Source organism: Spongiimicrobium sp. 3-5, from assembly GCF_046557915.1.
Classification (GTDB): domain Bacteria; phylum Bacteroidota; class Bacteroidia; order Flavobacteriales; family Flavobacteriaceae; genus JBHEBG01.
Genome location: NZ_JBHEBG010000001.1, coordinates 1,575,196 through 1,601,436 on the forward strand (window position 1 = coordinate 1,575,196; position 26,241 = coordinate 1,601,436).

Consider the following 26,241-nt stretch of genomic DNA (forward strand, 5'->3'; position numbering starts at 1 on the left):
AAATTTGAAAACAGGGGCAAAACTATTTCTTAAATCATTATTTAAGCTTTTTTTCCTATCCATTATTTTTCTTGGAACTAGTGGCACATTACTGGCGCAAGAAACCAATGAGCAGGAGGTAGATTCCGTTAAGACCGGATTTGCCTTGGGAAAACTAGTCTTGGAAACCCCGGCCAGCATAACTTCCAAATATACCTACGACCCCCAACTAGACCGATATATCTATTCAGAAAGCGTTGGTGATTTTGATATCAGCTACCCTATAATACTTACCCCGGTGCAGTACCGCGAACTGGCGCGCAAAGAGGGGATGAAATCTTATTTTAAGGAAAAAATAGATGCGTTCTCGGGTAAAAAAGAGGGGAGCGAAGAGGCACGGAAAAATTTACTGCCCAATTTCTATGTAAACAGCAGCTTTTTCGAATCTGTTTTTGGAGGCAATACGATTGAAGTAATCCCACAGGGATCCGTAGCCATTGATTTAGGGGTCATTTGGCAGAAAAACGACAACCCCGCCCTATCACCAAGAAACCGCACCAACCTGTCCTTCGATTTTGATCAACGTATCAGTCTAAGTATGTTGGGTAAAATTGGTGAACGCCTTCAGGTCACCGCCAATTATGATACTGAGGCAACTTTCGATTTTCAGAACCTTGTAAAATTAGATTATACACCTACCGAGGACGATATCATCAGAAAGATAGAGGTAGGTAATGTAAATATGCCCCTAAATAGTTCTCTGATTACAGGGGCTCAAAGCCTTTTTGGTATAAAAACACAGCTGCAATTCGGGAAAACTACGGTAACGGCGGTTTTTTCCGAGCAACGTTCACAGAACAATACCGTAGTGGCCCAAGGAGGTGGAACACTTAGCGATTTTGAACTTACGGCGCTAGATTATGATGAGGACAAGCATTTTTTCTTGGCCCAGTTTTTTAGGGATCAGTATGATGATGCTCTCGCAAACTATCCGTTTATTAGGAGTCAGGTTCAAATCACCAGGTTAGAAGTATGGGTAACCAATAGGAGCCAGCAAACCTTAAACGTAAGAAATGTGGTAGCTATCCAGGATTTAGGTGAGTCCGATCCAGATCAAACCAGGATAGGCCAATTAAACGGGGACCCTGCCGGTTTCTTTAATATAAGCACCGCTGGAAATTTACCAAGAAACAATGCCAACGATTATGACCCGGCGCTTATTGGTACCGGAGCACTAACACAGTCCATACGCGACATAGCCACCGTAGAAGCTGGCTTCAACATTCCTGGCTATCTTGTGAATCAGGGATTTGACTATGCCATACTGGAAAATGCCAGAAAATTGGATCAGGGTAGGGATTACGATTTCAATTCACAATTGGGTTATGTTTCTTTAAATCAACGGCTAAGCAATGATGAGGTTTTGGCGGTTGCTTTTCAGTATACTTTCAACGGAGAAGTATATCAAGTGGGTGAATTTGCCAATGGCGGTGTAGATGCCACCACGGTAACGCCGGGGGCATTTAACCCCATCAATAACAATACGCTGGTCTTAAAACTTTTAAAGAGCAATATTACCAATGTTACTGACCCCATATGGGATTTGATGATGAAAAACATCTATTCTACGGGTGCTTTTCAATTGAGTCAGGACGATTTTAAACTTAATATCCTTTATTCAGATCCAACACCTAGAAACTATATTACCCCAGTTGTAGACTTCCCCCCGCCTCCCGGAGGGGCCAAACCGCTGGAGGAACGCATTTTATTGGATGTTTTTAATCTAGATCGCCTTAACGTATATAACGATGTACAGCCCGGAGGGGATGGCTTCTTTGATTTTGTTCCGGGAATTACGGTAGATACCCAATCGGGAAGAATCATATTTACCAAAGTTGAACCTTTCGGTGAATTCCTTTTTGAACAATTGGGAGGAGGAACCTATGATGTGGACAATGACCAAGGATATAACGAGAACCAGCAAAAATATGTTTTCAGGAATATGTATGCCAACACCAAGGCTTCTTCCCTGCAAGATGCGGAGAAAAATAGATTCTTGCTAAAAGGTAGGTACAAATCCGAGGGTAGTAATGGTATTCCCATCGGCGCTTTTAATGTGCCAAGAGGATCTGTGCGGGTTACTGCAGGAGGTAGACAACTTCAGGAGGGAATAGATTATACGGTAAACTACCAGGCCGGTACCGTACAAATTTTGGACCCAAGTTTGGAGGCATCGGATACACCTATCAATATTTCAGTAGAGAACAATGCCGTTTTCGGACAACAGACAAGACGTTTTACCGGAATAAATGTAGAGCATCAGGTCAGCGAAAATTTTGTCTTGGGAGGTACCTTCCTAAATTTGAACGAACGCCCGCTAACGCAAAAATCCAACTTTGGTGTAGAGCCGGTCAACAATACCATATTTGGACTTAATGGAAATTTCTCAACAGAAGTGCCTTTCCTAACAAGATTGGTAAATAAACTGCCCAACATAGATACAGACGTCCCCTCTAACATCTCCGTGCGTGGCGAAGTAGCATTTTTAAAACCAAATTCACCAAAAAACGCAGATTTTCAAGGAGAAACCACAACCTACGTTGATGATTTTGAAGGTGCCCAGGCACTTATAGATATCCGATCGTCTTTAGGATGGACATTGGCCAGTGTTCCCGAAGAATTTGCCTCAGGTAAAAATGATCTGGAAACTGGTTTCGAAAGGGCAAAAATGGCGTGGTATACCATCGATCCAATTTTTTACACCAATCAACGTCCTTCCGGAATTAGCGATAACGATATTTCTACTAACGAAACTAGGAGAATATTTATAGATGAGGTCTTTCCCCAGGCAGACATCGCCCAAGGTCAGACTACGGTACAAAATTCGTTGGATTTGGCCTACTACCCTAATCAAAAAGGACCCTATAACAATAATCCTAATTTTCCTGCCGAACAACCTAACGAAAAGTGGGCCGGTATTATGCGCTCTTTGAGCAGCACCAATTTTGAGCAATCCAATGTAGAGTTCGTTCAGTTTTGGGTGCTAGACCCTTATGTGGATGGTATAGGCAATGGAACAGGGGAATTGGTGATCAATCTGGGAAATATATCGGAAGATGTGCTAAAAGATGGTAGAAAACAATACGAAAACGGTTTACCCGGGGTAAATAGCAATGACCTTACCACCACTACTGTTTGGGGTAAAGTACCTGCTACCCAATCCTTAGTTTATGCCTTTGATGCCGATGAAACCAATAGAGGCCTTCAGGATCTGGGATTTGATGGCGAGGACGACACTGTAGAAGCTACCATTTATACAAACAACGGAGGAGAAGACCCCGCTTTGGACAACTACCAATATTACCTCAATAGAGAAGGAGGTATCTTGGAAAGGTATTTAGATTTCAATAACCCTCAGGGCAATTCCCCAGTGGCGGTTACCAATACCAATAGAGGATCTACCACTTTACCCGATGTAGAGGATGTAGACAGAGACCTTACCATGAATACGGTAAACAGTTATTACGAATATCGTATAACCATTAAACCCAATACCAACATAGACGACCAATACGTAACGGACATAAGGGAAGGGCTTACCCCACAATTGGAAAACGGGGACCAACTAAACAGGAGATGGATACAGTACAAAATACCATTGAACGACTTTACCAACGCTATTGGTGGAATTACCGATTTTAGGTCCATTAGTTTTATGAGAATGTACCTTACCGGTTTTCAGGATGACGTAGTGTTACGATTTGCAACCTTGGATCTTGTTAGAGGCGACTGGCGTACCTATACCCGAACCTTGCAGGCAGATGAAGACGATCCGGCAGATGATGCCACTACCTTGGATGTAAACGCAGTGAATATCTTGGAGAATGAAAATAGAACTCCCATTCCTTATGCACTTCCACCTGGCGTAATCAGGGAACAATTAAACAATAACAACACCATAATCCGACAAAACGAGCAGTCGCTCTCGCTAAAAGTGGAAAACTTGGAAGCGCAAGATTCTCGTGGAGTATTTAAAAATGTAAACATAGACGTTAGGCAGTACGAACGTATTAAAATGTTTATGCATGCCGAAAAAATTGTGGATTCGGATTATGCCGACGACGATACCCCACTGGTTGGTTTTTTACGTATCGGTACCGATTTCTCTCAGAATTTCTATCAAATAGAACTGCCCTTACAGTTTACCTCCTTTGGAGCTGCAAGCCCAGAGGATATTTGGCCAGAAGGAAACGAAATAGATATCGCACTAAGCGATTTAAATAAAATAAAATCCTTAGGTATTGCCGAGCAGACCTTGGATGATATCAACTTTTACGAAGTTATTGATGGTGAAGTGGTTCCGGTAGATGAATTTGCCCCAAGAACCTTGGGAAGATTAAGGATTGGTATCAGGGGAAATCCCTCTCTAGGGAGTATAAGAAGTATGATGGTCGGTGTTAAAAATATAGATAACCTACCAGCACGTGGAGAAATATGGTTTAACGAATTGCGTTTAGCAGGGCTAGATAATAATGGAGGTTGGGCCGCAGTAGCTGCTGTTGATGCCAATATAGCCGATTTTGCCAATGTTACGGCAACCGGTAGCACCAGTAAATCGGGCTTTGGTGCAATTGATCAAATGCCCAATGAACGTTTACGAGAAGACGCCATCTCCTATGATGTGGTCACCAATGTAAATGTTGGCCAGTTGTTGCCAAAAAAATGGGGCTTACAAATTCCGTTCAATTATGGTATTTCCGAACAGTTGATTACGCCCGAGTTTGACCCCGTTTATGATGATCTTAAATTGGATGATCGTATAGCAGCGGCGGAAACAGCGGAGGATGCGGAAGAAATTAAGCAACAGGCAGAGGACTACACCAAGAGAACAAGTATTAACCTAATCGGGGTACGAAAAAATAGGAGCGAAGAAGCAGAGGCAAACTTCTACGACATAGAAAACTTTACCTTTAACTATTCCTATAACGAAACCGATCACCGCGATTTTGAAATAGCCAGTCTACGAGATCAAAATGTGGCTACTGGCTTTGTTTACAATCATAACTTTAAACCTGTTGAAGTAGCACCCTTCGCCAAAAAAGATTCCTTGTTTACAGGAAAGTACTGGAAATGGCTGAAAGATTTAAACCTAAATCTACTGCCCACAAGCGTTTCGGTAAACTCTAATATCAACAGGGCCTTTAATCAACAAAGGTTTAGGGATGTATTGGAACCAGGGGTAGAACGTTTGGAATTGCCTTTGTTACAACAAAGAAATTACATGTTTAATTGGCAATATGCCCTTAACTATAGTCTTACAAAATCATTGAGATTAAACCTTACGGCATCCAACAATAATATTGTAAGGAACTATTTTGAGGAGGAAGGCAATCCTAACTCATTAATTGACCAAAGCTTGAATCTTTGGGACGGTTTCTTTGATGTGGGGGAACCAAACCGCCACGCGCAACAGATGCAATTGAACTATGAATTGCCACTCAACAAAATACCCTTCCTGGAGTTTATCAACGCACAGTACACCTATACAAGTAATTTTGATTGGCAACGGGCCGGTGATGCCCTAAATGAAGTGGTTAGGGAAACGCCCGGTCAGGAAAATGTTTCCCTGAGTACCGTTCAAAATGCCAACACCCATAATTTAACGACGGCATTTTCCATGCAACGCCTTTATGATTACATAGGACTCACTAAAAAAGGGGGTAAAGGACAAAATAATGCAAATGCTAGGAGGGACAAGGCCGGAAATACCGCCGATGATGCTTCTTCCACAAAGAAAAAAGGAGGACTTTACAACACGGCCATTGATATCCTTACTATGGTGAAGCGCCTTAACGTTAATTATAATGAAAGTAATGGAACCGTACTTCCGGGTTACACGCAAACAGTTGGGTTCATAGGCACAACAAGGCCTACTTTGGGCTTTGTCTTTGGTAGCCAATCAGACATTCGCTTCGAAGCCGCACGGAATGGATGGCTTACAGTTTTTCCAGAATTCAACGAGCAGTTTATAAAACGCACCAACCGTCAATTGAACATTACAGCTACGGCTCAGCCCATACGGGATCTAACGATCGATTTGGTAGCGGACAGACAGTTTTCTACCAGTCGACAAGAGAATTTTAGTATAACTGATGGCGAGTACATTCCACAAACGCCCAATACCTTTGGTAATTTTAGCATTTCTACAGTTATGATAGGTACGGCTTTTACAAAAAGTGATGAATTTGATTCTGAGAGTTTTGAAACCTTCAAGCAAAATAGGATCGTTATTGCCAATAGAATTGTTGCGGATAGAAATCAAAGTACAGGTGCTATAGATGCCGATGGTTTTCCCGAAAGGTATGGTAAGACCAGTCAAGACGTGCTGTTGCCAGCTTTTTTTGCTGCATACACGGGTCAGAATGTAGATCGTGTTAATTTAGACGCCTTTAGGGACATACCTATTCCTAACTGGAATCTTAAATACACGGGCCTAATGCGCAACAAATGGTTTAAAAAGAAGTTTAAGCGCTTTTCACTTAGCCATGGATATAGGGCGGCCTACAGCATAAACTCTTTCCAGACCAATCTGGAACGCCAGAATACCAGCATAGATCCTGAAACCGGTAATCTTCTACCAGATATTATTATAAACAATGTAGTACTTACAGATCAGTTTAATCCTTTGATGCGTGTTGATTTTGAGATGAAGAACTCGCTTAGCATATTGGCCGAGGTACGCACGGACAGGGCGCTTTCATTGAGCTTTGACAATAACCTCTTAACCGAGATCAATGGCAAGGAATATACCTTGGGACTTGGGTATCGCTTTAAGGACGTAAAATTTGTAACCAATATCGGAGGTGAAAAAACACGCTTAAAAGGAGATTTAAACCTAAAAGCCGACATTACACTGAGAGATAACATAACCATTATTAGGAATCTGGATATAGACAATAACCAGATTACCTCGGGTCAAAACCTCTTATCCATCAAATTTACTGCGGATTATGCCCTGAACAAAAACCTGAACGCACTGTTTTTTTATGATCACTCATTCTCACAGTTTGCAGTATCCACGGCATTCCCTCAAACCACAATAAATACCGGTTTTACCCTGAGGTATAATTTCGGGAATTAAAATTGCCGCGATTGTCAAATAGGTTCTTTATTATTTGATAATATTCCCTATTACTTTTTTGAATACCTTATTAAATCTTTTACATTTGTTTCCCTAACAAATAAAGAAATGAATATACCAGCAGAGCTAAAATATACCAAGGATCATGAATGGGTGAGGGTAGATGGCGATATTGCCACCATAGGAATTACAGATTTTGCCCAAGGAGAATTGGGAGATATCGTATATGTAGAAGTGGAAACCTTGGACGAAACTTTGGATAAGGACGAAATTTTTGGCACCGTGGAGGCCGTAAAGACGGTCTCAGATTTAATACTTCCCCTTAGCGGTGAAATTATAGAATTTAATGAAGCCTTGGAAGATGAACCGGAAAAGGTGAATTCCGATCCTTACAATGAAGGATGGATGATAAAACTCAAAATCAGTGACCCTGCCGAGTTGGAAAACTTACTTGGCGATACGGATTACAAGACCTTGATAGGTGCTTAAAAAGCATGTATACACAATTGGTTTTATAAGCTGGATGGTGTTCATTACACTGCTCAGCTTATTTTCTTTTCCGGAAGACACCATAGATTTGGGAGTTAGAATTCCCAATATAGATAAGTTGGTCCACTTTGGTTTTTACTTTATGATGGTAATCCTGGGATGTTTTTTTCTTCGTGAAATTGCCAACCACAGAATAGGATTAGTAAAAGCGATACTTTCAATGACGGTTTTTGCCATTGTTTATGGTATGATTCTTGAGGTATTACAGCATACCATCACTACCGAAAGAAGTGGGGATATTTGGGATTTTTTGGCCAATAGCGCAGGAGCATTGGTAGGGGGTATCTTAATAAAATGGGTCTTTTATAAGAAAAGGCGGTTAAAATGGAAAAATTAATTGCTTATTTACTAAATAAATAATTAAATTAGCAAATACTAAAATGAATTATTATGGAACCAAAAAAGAATCCAAAAGCTGATTTAACAAGAAATAGCGGCATGTATTTCGTAATAGGGTTGGCCGTAGTTATGCTTATTACTTGGCGAGCCTTGGAATGGAAAACCTACGAGGACGATAGTAATTATGACTTTTCATTGAATGTTGAGGACGAATTGGATGAAGAAGTTCCAATGACGGAGCAGATTAAAACACCACCACCACCACCGCCACCTGCTGCACCAGAAGTTATCGAAGTTGTGGAAGATGAGGAAGAAGTGGAAGAAACGGTGATAGAATCTACGGAGACAAGTCAGGAAGAAGAAGTGATAGAAGTTGATGACGTAGAGGTAGAAGAAGATTTTGAAGATGTTGATGTTCCTTTTGCAGTTATCGAAGATGTACCGGTTTTCCCAGGGTGCGAAAAGAAAAGCGATAAAAGAGCATGTTTTAATGAAATGATGCAAAAGCATATCCGTAAAAATTTCCGTTATCCAGAGATTGCCCAAGAAATGGGAGTTCAAGGAAGGGTTAACGTAATCTTCACCATTCAAAAAGATGGAAGTATCGGTAATGTTAGAATGAGAGGGCCAGATAAAAATTTGGAAAAAGAAGCAGCCAGGATTATATCCAAGCTTCCAAAAATGACTCCTGGTAAGCAGAGGGGAAGAGCCGTAAGGGTTCCATTTAGTATCCCCATTACCTTTAAACTACAGTAGGGTATTTTCCTTAATAATAGTATATGACCTGAGCCTTGGCTCGGGTCTTTTTTTTGGTATGCTTCTTGTGTTTTAACATAATAGTAACAATTAAAAAGGCACTATTATGAAACCACAAAACACAGAAGAGCAAATCTTTCAGTACAAATACGAAACTGAAAATACCGAAGAAAAGCGCGTCCGTAAAACAGGGAAGCAACACATCAACCTTAGGAAAAACAGTTTCTTTCATTTTCAGATCGGTTTAATTATAGCGATGTTACTGGTATATTTTGGTCTAGAAGCCTCATTTAAGACCTTTGGTGAACAAAATAGTGAACCAACTATCATTGAAGATTATGCTCCTGTATTTGCCTTGGATGCCAATACCATAATCGTTGAAAAGCCACTTTCCGAACTTAAAAAACCCAAGAAAAATACCAGCAGTTCTTTTAAAGAAGTTTCCAATGACCATGAAATTGAAGCCGGAACAGAGTTTATTTCCAAGCCAGAAGAAGGAACAGGGGAAATTTCTCTGGATTCTATCGCTTATGAAAAGGAAATTGAGGAAATCCCGGAGGTACCAATAACGGTAGTACAAGAGCTGCCCATTTTCCCAGGTTGCGAAAAAGTGGCCAACTCGGATCGTTTGGCCTGTTTTCAGAAAAAAATTCAGAAACATATAAAACGTAATTTTCGGTATCCTAAGGCAGAAAAGGAGCTTGGTATACATGGTAGGGTAAATGTGCTTTTTAAAATTGATGCTGATGGAACAATTTCCGAGGTTAGAATGAGCGGACCATCCAAAGGTTTGGAGATTGAGGCGGAACGGATCATTAAAAAATTACCTCAAATGGTACCCGCCAAACATAATGGCCGCTCGGTAAAAGTACCCTACGCCATCCCTATAGTATTTCAATTAAATTAGGAAGTTTAGCACCTACAAGGCCCAAGGATGCACAAACCTCCAAATAACATTGCAAAAGGTACAAATGGGTCTTATCTTTGCCCCCTATTAAAACGCATTGATGAAGACTGCGGTTAGCACGGCAAAAAGTACCTCTTGGGCACTGGCCTTTTCAGATTTTAAGGAAATTACAAAAGTAAGACTTGCGGTCAGCGTAGTTTTTTCCTCTATTGCTGGATACTTTCTGGGTGCTTCTGAAATAAATGTATTATCACTCCTTTTACTTGGTTTTGGTGGGTATTGTATGGTTGGCGCGTCCAATGCATACAATCAGGTAATAGAAAAAGATTTGGATGCGTTAATGGATCGCACCAAAAATAGGCCCATACCTGCAGGTAGGATGTCTGTAAGGACGGCAATGGCCATTGCCATTTCGTTAACCGTTCTTGGCGTAATATCACTCTATATCCTAAATCCTAAAACGGCCATGTTCGGGGCAATTTCCATTTTTTTGTATACCAGCGTTTATACCCCACTGAAGACCAGGACACCTTTGGCGGTTTTTGTAGGAGCTTTTCCAGGAGCAATACCTTTTATGTTGGGATGGGTAGCGGCCACCAACGATTTTGGCATAGAACCAGGAACGCTTTTTATGATACAGTTTTTTTGGCAGTTCCCTCATTTTTGGGCCTTGGGCTGGATGTTGGATGACGACTACAAAAAAGGCGGATTTAAAATGCTGCCTACTGGTAAGAAAGATAAAGGAACAGCACTACAAATAATTATGTATACCATTTGGATGATCGTAATTTCGGTAATTCCGGTATTTGGGATAACAGGTAGACTAGAACTTTCCGTAGCGGCGGCAATAATCATCTTTCTTATGGGGATGACCATGTTGATCTTTGCATTTCGATTGTATGAAAAACGCGATAACCGTTCCGCCAAAAACTTAATGTTAATTAGTGTAAGCTATATTACTTTAATGCAGATAGTTTACGTAGTAGATAGATTTCTATAATAGGATGGATTTAACACAGGGTACACAGAAGCAGAAGAACGACAGGGCCAAGAAAATGATGCTCTGGTTCGGTATTGTGAGTTTACTAATGGGATTTGCCGGATGGACCAGCGCCTATATTGTAAGTAGTAGTAGGGAAGACTGGATAAAAGAACTGCAATTACCACCTTCCTTTTTCATCAGCACAGTGGTCATCATTTTAAGTAGTATTACCTATTATTTGGCCAAAAGGGCAACAAAGCAAGGTAATAGCAAACAATGTACAAACTGGTTGCTAATAACCCTAGGTTTGGGAATTACCTTTATAATACTCCAATTCAACGGGTTTTCTCAAATGGTGGCCCAAGGATATTATTTTACAGGCCCTACCAGCAATGTAAAAATGTCATATATCTTTCTGATTGCCATGGTCCATATTGCACATGTTGTTGCAGGTATAATTTCGCTGTTGGTCGTTCTCTATAATCAATACAAAAAAAAATATTCAGCCCAGGAAATGTTAGGATTGGAATTGGGTGCCACTTTTTGGCACTTTTTAGACCTTTTATGGGTATATTTAATTGTGTTTATGTTCTTTGTTAAATAAAAATGAAAATTAAGTTCCTTTTGAACATGATTTCCGCTTTTGTATAGACGAAAAAAATGTAAATTTGTGAAAATTTTATTAACGCTATAGTATATATATGGATACAACGGTAACTGAAGAAAACGTTTGGGGAGGTGGTAACCGACCCCTTGGAGCAAGTTACGGGAAATTGATGATGTGGTTTTTCCTTGTTTCGGATGCTTTAACTTTTTCCGGATTTTTGGCCTCATACGGGTTCTCAAGATTCAAATTCATTGAAACTTGGCCTATAGCCGATGAGGTATTTACCCACGTTCCCTTTTTTCATGGAAATTACCCCATGTACTATGTGGCATTCATGACATTTATTCTTATTCTTTCCTCTGTTACCATGGTACTCGCCGTGGATGCTGGGCATAGAATGAAAAAGACCAGTGTTATTTGGTATATGTTCGCTACCATTATAGGTGGTGCAATCTTTGTTGGCTCCCAGGCTTGGGAATGGGCTACTTTTATTAGTGGTGATTACGGTGCTGTGGAAACCAAGGGAGGTAGAATACTTCAGTTTGTCAAAGCCGATACCGGAGAGCGGGCGGCATTGAGTGATTTTTCTAAGACGATCGCCGACGAACGTGTTGGACACGAACGCAAAAACGGAGTTTGGTTCTATGAAGAGACCGCACTTCCCTCATATACCGTTAAAGAAGTTACAGAAGGTCTTAAGGCTAATCCCAATATTCTTATAAGGACCGAGACCATAGCTGAAAATGGTGAAAAGACACTTTTGACCCGGGAAGAATCACTGAAAAAGATCAAAAGTGCAACCCAAGTAGTGGAAGGCGCCAATTTAATACATAACGAGTACGGCAGCCGCCTATTTGCAGATTTCTTTTTCTTTATAACAGGTTTTCACGGTTTTCACGTTTTCTCCGGTGTTGTAATAAACCTTATCATTTTCTTTAATGTTATTTTAGGAACCTACGAAAGAAGGGGCCATTATGAAATGGTGGAAAAGGTTGGACTGTACTGGCACTTTGTAGATTTGGTATGGGTTTTTGTATTTACATTCTTCTATTTGGTATAAAAAATAATAATCAATGGCGCACGAACATAAATTAGAAATATTTAGGGGACTTTTAAAATTTAAGTCCAATACCCAAAAAATTTGGGGAGTACTTATTTTCTTAACCCTGGTTACAGCAGTAGAGGTTGGTCTGGGTATAACAAAACCAGTAGCACTTACAGATTCCTATTTCCTAGGGATGAAATTATTAAATTGGATATTCATCATATTAACATTGGTAAAAGCCTATTACATAGCATGGGATTTTATGCACCTTCGCGATGAAAAAAGTGCCTTAAGACGTGCTATCGTATGGACACCTATTTTCCTTGTTGCATATCTTATCTTTATACTGCTTTTTGAAGCAGATTATATTTACAATATATATAAGGATGGATTTGTGGCATGGGACTTCTAACGTATTATTAACAGAAAGAAAAGACGGTATAACAACCGTCTTTTTTATTTTTGTATGTACTTATTTTTCCTATTTCCATAGGATTAAAAAAAATTAATTTAAGCAGCTACAAGTTGAAAAAAGGCTTTGTTTTAGTAGTGTTGTTTATACTGCCCATAGTGGCCTATCTCTTTTTTGCTTCCGGGGTAAACAATTTTGGTAAATTACCCGTACTTACAAACACCATAAAAGATGTCAGCTTCTTGGATAGTGAGGTTACATTGAAGGACAAAATCACCATTTTAGGATTTTTGGGCCGCGATTTGGAACTGAAAAAAGGAAATGCCTTTAATCTAAATCAAAAAATCTACAAACGCTTTTTTGAGTTTCATGATTTTCAATTGGTAATGGTGCAACCAAAAGGTACAGAAGAAAAAGTGGCAACCCTTAAAAAAGAGTTGAGTAGTTTGACCGACATAAGGGGGTGGAAATTTGTTTTCGCCGAGGAAGACGAAATAAACGAGCTGTTCAGTACACTTAAAACGGATTTAACCTTAGATCGGCACATGGGTACCCCATACGTCTTTATTGTTGATAAGGACAAAAACCTTAGAGGAAGAACAGATGATGAGGATATTGGAACCAAGTATGGTTTTAATACCACTTCCGTAGCCGAATTGAATAACAAGATGGAGGACGATGTGAAAATAATTTTGGCAGAATATAGGATGGCCTTAAAAAAGAACAATGCCAATAGAGATAAGTAAAAGATGAAGAAAAATCAATACACATATGTCTGGGTCTCTCTGGTTATCTTAATTTTCGGAATCATATTTATACCTAAAATAGTAGACAGGGTAAAAACGGGCACCGTGGTAGAGCACGATCGTATGAACGTTATGGATAATAGTGAAGGCTTGGCTTTTATTATAAACGAAAAAGGACACAAACGAAAGGTTCCTTCTTTTGAGTTCATAAATCAGGACAGTCTCGTCATTTCAAATAGAGACTACAAGGGTAAGGTTTACATAGTAGAGTTCTTCTTTACAAGTTGTCCTACCATTTGCCCCATTATGACCAAGAACCTTGTGGAAATACAGAATGAGCTTAAGGATTACGAAAACTTTGGAATAGCCTCCTTTACCATAAATCCCCGATATGATACGCCCAGGGTACTTAAAGAATATGCGGAGCATTATGGTATTACCAATTTGGATTGGCATTTAATGACGGGCGAACAGGAAACAATTTACGACCTTGCCAATACCGGATTTTATATTTTTGCGAATGAAGTGCCCAGCGCTCCCGGTGGTTTTGAACATTCCGGAATGTTTGCACTTGTAGACAAAAATGGCTTCATCCGATCTAGGGTAGATAAGTTTGGCAATCCTATCATTTATTATAGGGGTACCATTACTAGAGAGCAAGGGGAAAACGAAGAGGGTGAAAAACAGCAAATAGATATTTTGCTCGAAGACATTAAAAAACTGTTGGAGGAATAGTGATGGACACAGTATCGGTACAAGAGAAAAAATTCAATAAACTAATTACTGCGGTCTCAATAATTGTTCCGTTGGTTGTGGCAATTCTCTTTGGGGTTAAAATACCCAACGTGGAACGTCTTGGTTTTTTGCCACCTATCTATGCTTCGGTAAACGGACTTACCGCTATTTTGCTGATAGCCGCGGTATTTGCCATTAAGAACGGTAAGAGAAAACTGCACCAAAAAATAATGACCACGTGCATCGGCCTGTCCGTATTGTTCCTGATTATGTACATCGCATATCATATGACTTCCGAGTCAACGGCATATGGCGGGGAAGGTGCAATTAAGTATGTCTATTATTTTATCTTGATTTCGCATATTTTGCTATCGATTATTGTAATACCTTTAGTACTAAGGACATATGCCAGAGCGTATCTGGGAAAATATGAAAGCCATAAGAAATTGGCAAAGATAACCTTCCCTATCTGGCTTTATGTGGCGATTACCGGTGTTGTTGTGTATATGATGATATCACCCTATTATCAGGGTTAATCTTAGAGGCAACCCACGATGCAAAACAAATGTAGTTTTGAAACATTTCTTAAGTAATAGTGTATGAAGCGAGCTACAGTGATTATTTTTTTATTAATGCTATTCCTACCTCAATTCTCCGAGGCCCAGTGCGCTATGTGCCGTGCCGTATTGGAAAGCGAAGAAAATCGCTCGGCAGCGGAAGGAGTCAATAACGGTATTGTATATTTAATGGCTATCCCCTACGTTTTAATCGCTGGCCTATTCTATTTTATTTATAAGAAAATGAAGGCTTAACCGCTCAGTTTTAACATTTTTTTTGGTTTTTTACTGTAACAATATCTTTTCCTGCTTGTCTTATTGTAATACATTTAGTGTTGCTAGTTTTTTTGAGCCAAAACTATTCCTATGTTCGATATTGAGAGATGGCAGGAGATTTTTGATACCATCCGTAAAAATAAGTTACGTACTTTCCTTACAGGCCTTTCTGTTGCTTCCGGAATTTTTATATTGGTAATCTTATTGGGTTTCGGACAAGGGATGCAAAATGGTATTGAAAAGGAATTTTCCGCAGATGCCAGTAATCGGGTATGGGTTTGGACACGAGTAACTACCAAGGAACATAAAGGACTTAATCCGGGACGCAGAATACAACTCAGAAATGAGAATCACCAGTACGTAACTACAAGATTTGCCGATGATTTAGACAAGAAATCAGCGGTTTTCAGGATCCGCGATGTTTTTGTATCCTATAAGGGAGAATCTATAGGGTATCCGGTGCAAGGTGTATCCCCCGGGTATCAGTTCATAGAAAACGACTACATGTCCCAAGGGCGTTTTATCAATGAGCTAGATGAAGAGAAGGTTGCCAAGATAGTGATAATCAGCAATAAGATAAAAAGAGAGTACTTTGGGGATGAGAATCCCTTGGAGGAATATTTAGACATAAGCGGCATTAAGTTTAAGATTGTTGGGGTATATGGAGATCCGGGAGGAGAACGGGAAGAAGATCGTATCTATATCCCCATTACCACTGCCCAACGGGTTTTTAACGGCTCGGACAAGGTTAACAACTTGTCCTACACCTTACAGCCCGCCGCTACATTTGAGGAAGCAGTGGCCGAATCCGTTAAATTTACCGCTGGTCTTAAATCCTATCTGCAGGAAGCCCATACCGTTGCACCAGACGACCCAAGTGCTGTAAATACCTTTAATACCCTTGAAGAAGCCAAACGCTATTATGGACTCACGGGCAACATTAAATTTTTCTTTTGGTTTGTAGGCATCTGCACTATTATTGCCGGTGTTGTAAGCGTAAGTAATATTATGCTCATAGTGGTTAAGGAAAGAACGAGGGAAATTGGTATTAGAAAAGCTATGGGGGCAAAACCATGGTCTATTATAGGGATGATTTTGCACGAATCAATTTTTGTGACCGCAATATCCGGTTTTACCGGGCTTATTTTTAGTATGGGACTCTTAGAACTTGTAGGACCCAATGTAGAGGTAGATTACATTGTTAACCCTTCGGTAAATTTTACAGTAGCACTCTCTACCGTTATCTTGCTAATAGTGGCGGGAGCGATGGCAGGTTTTTTTCCTGCATGGCGAGCGGCCAGAGTACAGGTAATTGAGGCATTGCGAGATGAATAATAAATGACAATAGAACACCATGTTCAATAGGGATCGTTGGAAAGAAATTTTAGAAGTACTTACCAGTAACTGGTTTAGGACAGTGCTTACCGCTTTCGGGGTGTTTTGGGGTATACTTATCCTGATTATACTTTTAGCCGCCGGTAAAGGCTTGGAAAATGGTATAAAATTAGACTTTGGGGATACCGCTACCAATACTATGTTCATGTGGTCTAGAGACACAACCAAACCCTATAAAGGCCTACCCAAAGGAAGAGATTACGATTTTAAGATCGATGATGTACAGTCTATCCAAGATAAGGTGCCAAACCTTCGATTTATATCCCCAAGAAATCAATTAGGAGGATTTAGAGGGGCCAACAATGTGGTAAGAGGAATAAACACTGGGGCATTTAACGTTTATGGGGACTACCCGGAGATTATTAACCAAGAGCCCATGACGATTACTTCTGGCCGATTTCTGAACCATTCCGATATAAGGGAAAAAAGGAAAATTGCGATTATAGGCGAGGGAGTGAAAAGCGATTTGTACGAAAAGGGTGAAGAAGCCTTGGGAACCTATATTAAAATACAAGGGGTAAACTTTATGGTGGTAGGCACGTATAAAAAGAAGTCCAACGATGGCGATGGCGAGGAGGCGCAGAATCAGATCTTTGTTCCCTTTACATCATTTTCGCAGGCGTTCAATACTGGAAATGATGTAGGATGGATGGCCATAACCGCATATGATGGAACCTCTATTACCAGTGTGAAGGAAAAAATTATGGAGGTTGTGAAAGAAAAACACAAAATTCATCCAGAAGATAACCGGGCCGTAGGCCATTTTGATCTTCATGAACAGTATAACAGGGTAGAGAGTCTCTTTGGAGCCATGCGCTTAATTGCATATTTCGTAGGTATTTTGGTACTGCTATCGGGCATCATTGGGGTCAGTAATATTATGCTTATCGTAGTAAAGGAGCGTACTAAGGAAATAGGTATTCGTAGGGCATTGGGAGAACATCCGTGGTCTATTAAACTACAGATTTTAATGGAGTCTATTTTCTTAACAATTATCTCTGGTATGGCCGGGATAATCTTTGGTTCCTTATTTATATATGGTATTAATGCCCTTTTGGAAGCGAATGGACCCGTTGACATGTTCGTAAACCCTAGTGTAAGCTTGGGCGTTGTGGTGGGAGCATTGATAGTGCTCATAATATCTGGCCTGTTCGCTGGTTTTATCCCGGCGCAGAGTGCCATAAAGGTAAGACCTATAGATGCCCTGAGAACTGAGTGAAAAACTCAGCACAAGTTCAAAATGAAAATCATCAATCAAATAAATATAAATTTTTAAAACCATGAAAAAAACAATCACTATAGTCATTCTGCTTTTCATTGTTGCGGCTTTTGGAGGGTCTATGTACTATCTATATCAGAAAAATGCGGAAGACCCAGTGGTCTATGAAACGGAACAACCCACAAAACAGACCATTATAAAAAAGACGGTGGCCACAGGCAGTATTCTCCCTTTGGAAGAAGTACTTATTAAACCTAATATTTCTGGTGTAATCGAAGAAGTATACGTAGAAGGAGGCGATCAAATAAAAAGTGGCGACCTTATTGCAAAAATTAAGGTCGTACCAAACCTAAATGCCTTAAACGATGCTAGAAATGGTATAGATGAGTCCAAAATTGCATTGGACGATCAGCAACGAAATCTAAATCGCCAGAAAGGATTGTTCGATAAGGGAGTAATTTCTAGGGTAGATCTGGAGAGGGCTCAAGTAGCCTTTGATCAGGCTAAGCAATCGTACGGAGCTGCTAACAAACGATACGACATTGTAAAGACAGGTACGGCCAAAGGATATGGCAACGCTGCAAATACCTTGATAAGATCTACGGTAAGCGGAATGGTCCTAGAAGTTCCTGTTGAAGTTGGAAACCAGGTTATAGAAAGCAATAATTTTAACGAAGGTACCACCATAGCGGCCATTGCAGATGTAAACAAAATGATTTTTGAAGGTAAAGTTGATGAATCCGAGGTGGGTAAGATCTCCGAGGAATTACCTTTGGAAATTACTGTCGGCGCTTTGGAAGATATAGTATTTGATGCGGTTTTGGATTATATCGCCCCTAAAGGAAATGAAGAAAACGGTGCTATCCAATTTGAAATTAAAGGAACACTGAAGAAAAAAGATTCGGTTTTTATACGTGCAGGTTTAAGTGCCAATGCCTCCATTATTTTAGATCGTGCAGATAGTGTACTTGCCGTTAAGGAAGCTTTAATACAATTCGATGACAAAACAAAAAAGCCCTTCGTGGAAGTAGAGACCGGCGACCAACAATTTGAACGAAAAGATATTGAACTGGGTATAAGTGATGGAATCTACGTTGAAATAAAATCTGGAATCGACGAAAAAAACAAAGTAAAAGTCTGGAACGAAGTGAAACCGGACGAATTTGCTCAAAACTAACATTATTAAAAAAAAATTGGGTCTAATCTTGTAACTTTTTAACACTATTCCAGTCTTATTACCGGGTTTACCTCCTAATAGTTAATACAACTCACCATGATTGAAATAAAAGATCTTCATAAATCCTATAAAATGGGAAGTAATTCCCTTCATGTACTTAAAGGAATTAATTTTAGTGTTGAAGAAGGCGAACTGGTGGCGATTATGGGCTCTTCTGGTTCGGGAAAGTCCACACTTCTCAATATTCTTGGGATGTTAGATGTGGCAGATGAAGGACAATACAATTTAGACGGAGTGGTTATAAAGGACCTAAATGAGACCAAAGCTGCCAAATACCGCAACAAGTTTTTGGGATTTGTGTTTCAATCCTTTAACCTTATAAACTATAAAAGCGCCATGGAGAATGTGGCCCTTCCGTTATATTATCAGAGGATGCCAAGAAAAGAACGCCAAGATAAAGCACTGAAATATTTGGATCAGGTAGGACTAAAGGAATGGGCATCTCATTTACCAAGCGAACTTTCCGGAGGACAAAAACAACGTGTTGCCATAGCCAGGGCCATGGCCGCGGAGCCTAAAGTGCTTTTAGCGGATGAACCCACGGGAGCTTTGGACAGTACTACCTCGTACGAGGTTATGGATTTGCTGCAAAAAATTAACGATAAGGGGAATACAATTTTGGTGGTAACCCACGAAGAAGATATTGCACATATGTGCAAGCGTATCGTATACCTTAAAGATGGGATCATTGTGGAGGACAAAAAAGTAAAACAAGTAAGGGCATCGGAGTATGTTTAGCAGGGACACCTGGAAAGAAATTTTTGAAACCATCCAAAAGAACAAACTAAGGACGTTCTTATCTGGCTTTACGGTGGCTTTGGGCATTCTTATATTCGTGGCCCTTTTTGGTCTGGGAAATGGTCTTATAAATACCTTTGACGAGTTTTTTAAGGACGATGCCACCAATGTATTCTATTTTTTTCCCGGAAGAACAACCATACCCTATAAAGGCTATAAATCTAACAGACAAATAGAGTTTGAAAATGGGGACTTAGCCGAAATTGACAAAAACTTCGAAATGTTCTTGGAGTATACCACACCCAGAATTACCCGGAACGCGCTGGTAAGGTATAAGGAAGAATCCAACGAATATACCACAAGGGCTGTTGGCCCGGCCCATTTATTTGCCGAGAAGACCATTATGATGAAAGGCAGGTATCTTAACGCTGAGGATATTCAGAACCGAACGAAATATGCAGTAATCGGTAGACTGGTAGAACAAGATCTTTTTGGACAAAAAAATGCCTTGGGTAAATACATCGATATAGGCGGAAGTGTGTTTAAGATAATTGGTGTTTTTCAGGATGATGGCGGTGACAATGAAGAGCGGTTTATTTACATTCCCTATACCACTAGGCAACTAATTGAGAAAAATACGGATAAGGTAGACATGATTATCGTTGGGTTTAAGCCCGAAATTGGTTATGTAGGGGCCATGGCTTTTGAAAAAAGCTTGGAAAAATATTTTAAGACAAAAAAGTACATAAGTCCAGAAGACCAGAATGGCATTTTTATACGCAATGTAGCCGATCAGTTAAAGCAGAACCAGCAGTTTGCACGTGTGCTCCAGATTATTGTAGCCTTTGTGGCCTTTGGTACCATAATAGCAGGTATCATTGGGATTAGCAATATTATGGTTTTTGTGGTAAAGGAGCGTACCAAAGAATTGGGTATCAGAAAGGCGTTGGGTGCAACACCCAAATCCGTGATCAGCACAATCTTACTAGAGTCTGTTTTTATTACCACAATCTCCGGGTTTGTGGGCATGATAATCGGAGTTGGCATATTAAGTTCACTAGGCGAAAAATTAAAGGATTTTTTCATTACCAATCCCTATATAGATATAAACCTGGCCTTAGTAGCTACCCTTATTCTTGTAATCTTCGGAGCTATAGCAGGCTATATTCCGGCAAGACGTGCGGCAATGATCAAACCCATAGTGGCCCTTAGAGACGAATGATATGATACGATTTATACTAGACAGAAATACGTGGCAAGAAATTTATGGTTCTATAAGCAAGAACAAGATCAGAACCATGATTACCGTAATCGGGGTACTATGGGGCATATTTATTTACATAGCCCTTTCAGGGGCCGCAAAAGGCATGGATAATGGGTTTGAACAACAGTTTGAGACCGTTGCCATGAACAGCCTCTTTGCTTGGGCCCAGAATACAAGTATGCCTTATGAAGGTTTTAAGACAGGAAGGCAATTACAGTTAAAATTGGCAGATGCAAGTGTGTTAAAAAATAGAATACCAGAAATCCAATATGTGGCGCCAAGAAACGTAAGAGGCTTTTTTGGTTCGGAACCGGCCATTGTGGGAAGAGGTCAAAAATCTAGCAGCTATACCGTTTATGGCGATTTCCCAGAATATACCAAGATAGCTACCAAGAAGATTTATGACAACGGAAGGTTTATAAATAAGGAAGATATAGAGCAGGCCAGAAAAGTATGTGTTATCGGAGAGCGCACGGAGAAGGAATTGTTCGAAAAGGATGAGAGCCCTATAGGCGCCTATGTAAAGGTTGATAATGTAAATTTTCAGGTGGTTGGCGTGCATAAATTTGTGCCTGGCGGCGGCTTTGAAACCGATGGAGATATATTCATTCCCTTTTCAACCTATAAAAAATTGTACAATACCGGTGAAGATGTTGGGTGGTTTTCCTTGGCTGCATATGACGATGCAGATGTTATGAAGGTAGAGGAAGATGTGAAGGCGGTTTTAAAAAACATTCATCGGGTGCATCCAGAAGACGAACGGGCCTTTGGATCTTTCAATTTGGGAGAAATCTTCAACAAGGTCATGGGCTTTTCAAAAGGAATAACCTTCTTGTCCTTGGTAGTGGGCATTGCAACTATTTTGGCCGGCATCATCGGTATTGGAAATATTCTTTTGATATCCGTGAAAGAACGTACCAAAGAGTTGGGGATACGCCGGGCCTTGGGCGCTACCCCTAGGGAGGTACGATCGCAGATAATCCTGGAATCCGTTTTTTTAACAATGATAGCGGGCGTAGTTGGGGTTATTCTTGGGGCGGGTGTATTAAGTTTGATCAATAGGTTTACCCAAGATATTGATTTCCCGTATACCAATCCAACGGTACCCATACCCTATGTGCTGGGTGCTTTGGCCCTTATGGTAATATTGGGAACGTTAATAGGTCTAATTCCTGCCCAGCGTGCAGTTAGTATAAGACCAATAGATGCCTTAAGAGAGGAATAGAAAGGACCATAATAGAATTAAATAAAAGTAATAATGAAGAAAATATTAAAATATGTGGGTATTGGCGTGCTGGTTTTGGGCGCTTTGTGGGCAGCTGCCTTTTTTGTGAAATCCAATAGCAAATCCGCTGTGGAATACGAGACACAAAAACCTTTTATTTCCAGTATAGAAAAAAAGACCGTGGCTACCGGCAAAGTAGTTCCTGAAGATGAGGTAAACATTAAACCACAGATTTCCGGTATTATCGATAAAATTTATTTGGAGGAAGGCATGCAGGTAAAAGCGGGCGATCTCATCGCCGTAATAAAGGTAGTACCCAACGAACAATCCTTAAACCAAGCCAGAGGACGTGTACGCAATGCGGAGATAGCCCTTAACAATACCAGAATAGAATTTAATCGTAATAAAGCGCTTTTTGACAAAGGCGTAATATCTAGTCAAGATTTCAACAACCTTAAGCTACAATATGATCAGGCGGAGCAGGAATTGCAAAACGCCAAAGCCGATTATCAGATAATAAGAGTTGGTTCTGCCGGAGGTTCTGCAACAGCGAATACCAATATTAGAGCCACGGTATCGGGTACCATTCTAGAAATTCCCGTAAAAGAGGGAGACCAGGTAATTCAGAGCAATAACTTTAACGATGGCACGACCATAGCGGCAATTGCAGATTTGGGCAAAATGATTTTTGAAGGCAAGGTAGACGAAGGCGAAGTAGGTAAATTAGAACTGGGTATGCCTTTAGAAATAAGCCTTGGCGCCATCGAAAAGAAAACTTTTGAAGCAAAACTTAAGTTTATAGCACCCAAAGGAATAGAAGAATCCGGTGCCGTACAGTTTAAGATAGAAGGAGATGTTACCGTGGAGGACGATTTTTTAATACGCGCAGGATACAGTGCCAATGCCTCTTTGGTCCTGGAAAGTAAGGATAGCGCCCTGGTAATTCCTGAAGCTTTGTTGCAGTTTGATAAGAAAACGGACGAACCCTTTGTTGAATTGTCCGTAGGAGACCAAAAGTTTGAACGAAAAGACGTGGAAACAGGGATTTCCGATGGGGTGAATGTAGAGATTTTGACCGGGCTTACGGAAAATGATGAAGTTAAGGTCTGGAACAAGACAGAACCCATTAAGAAAGGCGAGGAAGAGGATAATAAAGAAGAAAGCGATAGCTAAAAGCACATCATCGATCATAAATTAAAAGAATCACCAAATGAAATTTAAGTTAAGTATACTACTAGTTCTTTGTTCCATAGGAATAGCATCTGCACAAATGAAAAAATGGACACTTTTGGAATGTGTAACTTATGCGGTAGAAAATAACCTTTCCATTGAGCAATTTGAGCTTGATCTTGAAAACGCCAAAATAGATAGGTCCGATGCTATAGGGGCAATGCTTCCCGATTTAAACGCTTCTACCGGTATTTCTGCCAGTACAGGGCTATCTTTTGACCCTACCAATAACGAACCGGTAACCACCACTATTTTTTCGGCTTCCGGGGGTCTTAGATCTAACGTCTTGTTGTTTGACGGGTTACGTAACTATCATAGATTAAACCGCGCTAAACTAAATGCCATAGCCAATCAATACAGGTTAGACGATTTAAAGGATGATATTCGGTTAATGGTAGCCAATTCCTATTTGCAAGTGCTTTCCAATAAGGAGTCGCTTAAAGTCTTTAAGGCCCAATATGAGGTTACGGAGCAAGATCTAAAGAGAACCAAGGAGTTGGTAGATTCCGGGGTAGTGCCACGAGGAGATCAGTTAGAAATTGAGGCAACTGCCGCCACCCAAGAACAACAAATAGTTAATGGGGAGAACCAGGTGCTAATTTCCCGGATCAATTTGGCACAGTTGCTACAGATCACCGATTATGAGAATTTCGATATTGCTGAAGAAGAATTCGACATACCACCGTCGGATATTCTGAACAATTCTGCTAAAACAATTTTTGACAAAGCGCTTACTTTTAGGAATGATATAAAGTTTTCGCAATCTAATGTAGAATTGGCCCAGAAAGACTTGGATATTTCAAAGGGTGCCGTATATCCTACTATTTCAGGATTTTTTAATTACGACACACGTTATTCCGATCAGAACCTAGACCCCATTACTGGCGATCTTATAGGGTTTAAGGAACAACTTTATATAAATGACGGAATTTCTTATGGCGTACAGCTGAGCGTCCCAATTTTTAATGGTTTCAGCACCAGAAACAATATTAAAAGGGCCAAAATAAACGTGGATAGGGCCCTATTGCAATTAGAGCAAGATAAATTGGATTTGGAAACCAATATCAATCAGGCATATGTAGATGTCACCAGTTTTTATAAGTCATACCTCGCTGCAGAGAAGACCTTGGAGGCAAGACGATTGGCTTATGACTATTCCAAAGAACGTTTTAATGTGGGATTGATGAACGCTTTCGACTTTAGCCAGGCACAATCACGTGTAGACAATGCCGAAGCCGAAGTAGTACGAACCAAATACGACTATATCTTCCGGCTAAAAATTCTAGAATTCTATTTTGGCATTCCTATTAGGTTGAACTAGTAGAAGTGAAGTATATTTGTGGCCGTTATGGCCATAATATTAAATTTAGAGACCGCAACTACCAATTGTTCGGTAAGTATTGCAAAAGATGGAAAGCTTATCGCCCTAAAAGAGCACAATAGTGAAGGGTATTCGCATTCGGAACTGCTGCATGTCTTTATAAAGGAGGTATTGGAAGACGCTTCTCTCAAATTTGAGGATTTGGATGCTATTGCGGTAAGCAAGGGCCCTGGTTCTTATACAGGACTTAGAATTGGGGTTTCGGCGGCGAAAGGCCTTTGCTTTTCATTGAATATCCCATTGATTTCCGTTGCAACCTTGCGGGCATTGGCCCATCAAGCCATAAAACAAAAAGTTGATTTCATTATTCCGGTTTTGGATGCCCGCAGGATGGAAGTCTATGCTGCAGTTTTTAATAGCAAAATTATCGAGTTACGGAAAACTAAGGCAGAGATTATTGATGAAACTTCCTTTCAAGAATATGTGAAAAAGGGTAAGGTGTGTCTTATTGGAAGCGGAGCGGAGAAATGCACGGGTATTTTAGAACATCCTAATTTTGTATTCAATACGTTGGCCTTTCCTTCGGCCAAGGAAATGTGCCTGCTGTCTTATGAACACTACAAATCCAATACTTTTGAGGATTTGGCTTATTTTGAACCTTATTACCTAAAAAACTTTATGCTTCAGGGGAAGAAAAGCTAAGCCTCATTATGTATAACGCGTTGTGGGAAAGGAATTTCAATACCCGCTTCATCAAATCGATATTTTATTTCTTCCATTACATAGAAATGGGCTGGCCAAAAAACTTCGTTTCTTGCCCAAAACCGTAAGGTTAGGTTTACGGAACTATCCCCTAACTCACCTACATACACTTCAGGGATGGGTTCTTTTAGTATGTCGGGGTTGTCCGCACATATTTTTAGCAGTATATCCTTTGCAGTCTTTATGTTTGAACCATAGCCTATGCCCACGTCTATTTTATCGCGTCTAGTGTGCTCCGCATTATAGTTGATGATATTGTTGTTGGATAATTGACCGTTAGGGAGGATCGCAACCTGGTTCCCGAAGGTATTTAGTTTAGTAGTAAAAATTGTAATTTCCTTTACAGTGCCATCGACTCCCTGGGCTGAGATGAAATCACCAATTTTAAACGGTTTAAAGACCAAGATAAGCACGCCACCAGCAAAATTGGCCAAAGAACCTTGTAGTGCAAGACCTATAGCCAATCCGGCAGCCCCTACAATAGCTACTAAAGAAGACGATTTTACTCCCAATTGTGTAACTACCAAGACAAAAAGTATGGCTTTTAACCCTATGCTTATGAAACTTTGCAAAAAACTCTCTAAAGTTTCGTCATAGTCTTTGCGATCAAAAAACCTGTGGACCATTCGGTTCAGGAATTTAATGACCCATAACCCTATAACTAAAATAAAAAGGGCCATGATTAAATCTGGGAGTACGCTCCAAGCCCAATCTATGGCATTTTCTATATGTTTTTGATAATCAATAAACTTTTCCATTGGTTTAAATTTAGTGTACAAAGCAAAAGAAAATTACGGCTTTTATCAAGCAATGTAATTT

The 26,241-nt window shown here is 40.2% G+C and carries 23 protein-coding genes; 22 read left to right on the plus strand and 1 reads right to left on the minus strand.

What is annotated here, in order from left to right; all coding sequences use genetic code 11:
* Positions 1–4 precede the first annotated feature (4 nt).
* The 22 genes from sprA to tsaB all read left to right on the plus strand — a co-directional run bounded on the left by sprA (position 5) and on the right by tsaB (position 25,362).
* Positions 5–7,120 carry a cell surface protein SprA gene (sprA, locus tag ACEQ81_RS06725; protein WP_411030083.1) on the plus strand — a complete coding sequence of 2,372 codons (7,116 nt, stop codon included), beginning with the start codon at positions 5–7 and terminating at the stop codon, positions 7,118–7,120.
* 108 nt (positions 7,121–7,228) lie between these two features.
* Complete coding sequence (gene gcvH / locus ACEQ81_RS06730) at positions 7,229–7,609, plus strand: glycine cleavage system protein GcvH (protein WP_411030084.1); 381 nt, start codon at positions 7,229–7,231, stop codon at positions 7,607–7,609.
* A complete protein-coding gene (locus ACEQ81_RS06735; RefSeq protein WP_411030085.1) occupies positions 7,602–8,006 on the plus strand; it encodes a VanZ family protein in 405 nt (134 codons plus the stop codon). Before gcvH ends, ACEQ81_RS06735 begins: the two co-directional genes overlap by 8 nt.
* A 53-nt stretch (positions 8,007–8,059) precedes the next feature.
* Positions 8,060–8,764 (plus strand): energy transducer TonB, encoded by a 705-nt coding sequence (locus tag ACEQ81_RS06740; RefSeq protein WP_411030086.1) that lies wholly within the window; start codon positions 8,060–8,062, stop codon positions 8,762–8,764.
* A gap of 106 nt (positions 8,765–8,870) precedes the next feature.
* Positions 8,871–9,671, plus strand: coding sequence for an energy transducer TonB (locus tag ACEQ81_RS06745; RefSeq protein ID WP_411030087.1), 801 nt, complete (start codon positions 8,871–8,873; stop codon positions 9,669–9,671).
* 100 nt (positions 9,672–9,771) lie between these two features.
* Positions 9,772–10,671, plus strand: coding sequence for a heme o synthase (gene cyoE, locus ACEQ81_RS06750; RefSeq protein WP_411030088.1), 900 nt, complete (start codon positions 9,772–9,774; stop codon positions 10,669–10,671).
* Between the two features lie 4 nt (positions 10,672–10,675).
* On the plus strand, positions 10,676–11,257 hold the full coding sequence (locus ACEQ81_RS06755; protein ID WP_411030089.1) for a heme-copper oxidase subunit III: 582 nt from the start codon (positions 10,676–10,678) through the stop codon (positions 11,255–11,257).
* A gap of 97 nt (positions 11,258–11,354) precedes the next feature.
* Entirely contained in the window at positions 11,355–12,320 is a 966-nt protein-coding gene (locus ACEQ81_RS06760) for a cytochrome c oxidase subunit 3 (RefSeq protein WP_411030090.1), read from the plus strand.
* Positions 12,321–12,333: 13 nt separating this feature from the next.
* Entirely contained in the window at positions 12,334–12,717 is a 384-nt protein-coding gene (locus ACEQ81_RS06765; protein WP_411030091.1) for a cytochrome C oxidase subunit IV family protein, read from the plus strand.
* A 113-nt stretch (positions 12,718–12,830) separates the two neighbouring features.
* On the plus strand, positions 12,831–13,463 hold the full coding sequence (locus ACEQ81_RS06770; protein WP_411030092.1) for a hypothetical protein: 633 nt from the start codon (positions 12,831–12,833) through the stop codon (positions 13,461–13,463).
* A 3-nt stretch (positions 13,464–13,466) separates the two neighbouring features.
* Positions 13,467–14,198: an SCO family protein gene (locus ACEQ81_RS06775; RefSeq protein ID WP_411030093.1), complete on the plus strand. Its 732-nt coding sequence runs from the start codon at positions 13,467–13,469 to the stop codon at positions 14,196–14,198.
* A gap of 2 nt (positions 14,199–14,200) precedes the next feature.
* Positions 14,201–14,734, plus strand: a complete 534-nt coding sequence (locus tag ACEQ81_RS06780; protein WP_411030094.1) for a DUF420 domain-containing protein — start codon at positions 14,201–14,203, stop codon at positions 14,732–14,734.
* 63 nt (positions 14,735–14,797) lie between these two features.
* Positions 14,798–15,010 (plus strand): hypothetical protein, encoded by a 213-nt coding sequence (locus tag ACEQ81_RS06785; protein ID WP_411030095.1) that lies wholly within the window; start codon positions 14,798–14,800, stop codon positions 15,008–15,010.
* 111 nt (positions 15,011–15,121) lie between these two features.
* A complete protein-coding gene (locus tag ACEQ81_RS06790; protein WP_411030096.1) occupies positions 15,122–16,366 on the plus strand; it encodes an ABC transporter permease in 1,245 nt (414 codons plus the stop codon).
* 19 nt (positions 16,367–16,385) lie between these two features.
* A complete protein-coding gene (locus ACEQ81_RS06795; protein WP_411030097.1) occupies positions 16,386–17,645 on the plus strand; it encodes an ABC transporter permease in 1,260 nt (419 codons plus the stop codon).
* 61 nt (positions 17,646–17,706) lie between these two features.
* Positions 17,707–18,822 carry an efflux RND transporter periplasmic adaptor subunit gene (locus ACEQ81_RS06800; RefSeq protein WP_411030098.1) on the plus strand — a complete coding sequence of 372 codons (1,116 nt, stop codon included), beginning with the start codon at positions 17,707–17,709 and terminating at the stop codon, positions 18,820–18,822.
* Between the two features lie 96 nt (positions 18,823–18,918).
* On the plus strand, positions 18,919–19,620 hold the full coding sequence (locus ACEQ81_RS06805) for an ABC transporter ATP-binding protein (RefSeq protein ID WP_411030099.1): 702 nt from the start codon (positions 18,919–18,921) through the stop codon (positions 19,618–19,620).
* Positions 19,613–20,842 carry an ABC transporter permease gene (locus tag ACEQ81_RS06810; protein WP_411030100.1) on the plus strand — a complete coding sequence of 410 codons (1,230 nt, stop codon included), beginning with the start codon at positions 19,613–19,615 and terminating at the stop codon, positions 20,840–20,842. The genes ACEQ81_RS06805 and ACEQ81_RS06810 overlap by 8 nt, the downstream gene beginning before the upstream one ends.
* Positions 20,843–20,846: 4 nt before the next feature.
* Positions 20,847–22,109, plus strand: coding sequence for an ABC transporter permease (locus ACEQ81_RS06815; RefSeq protein ID WP_411030377.1), 1,263 nt, complete (start codon positions 20,847–20,849; stop codon positions 22,107–22,109).
* 33 nt (positions 22,110–22,142) lie between these two features.
* On the plus strand, positions 22,143–23,282 hold the full coding sequence (locus ACEQ81_RS06820; RefSeq protein WP_411030101.1) for an efflux RND transporter periplasmic adaptor subunit: 1,140 nt from the start codon (positions 22,143–22,145) through the stop codon (positions 23,280–23,282).
* 37 nt (positions 23,283–23,319) lie between these two features.
* Positions 23,320–24,660 (plus strand): TolC family protein, encoded by a 1,341-nt coding sequence (locus tag ACEQ81_RS06825; protein WP_411030102.1) that lies wholly within the window; start codon positions 23,320–23,322, stop codon positions 24,658–24,660.
* Positions 24,661–24,687: 27 nt separating this feature from the next.
* On the plus strand, positions 24,688–25,362 hold the full coding sequence (gene tsaB / locus ACEQ81_RS06830) for a tRNA (adenosine(37)-N6)-threonylcarbamoyltransferase complex dimerization subunit type 1 TsaB (RefSeq protein ID WP_411030103.1): 675 nt from the start codon (positions 24,688–24,690) through the stop codon (positions 25,360–25,362).
* Here tsaB and ACEQ81_RS06835 read toward each other — a convergent pair.
* A complete protein-coding gene (locus ACEQ81_RS06835; protein ID WP_411030104.1) occupies positions 25,359–26,180 on the minus strand; it encodes a mechanosensitive ion channel family protein in 822 nt (273 codons plus the stop codon). The genes tsaB and ACEQ81_RS06835 overlap by 4 nt on opposite strands.
* Positions 26,181–26,241 lie beyond the last annotated feature (61 nt).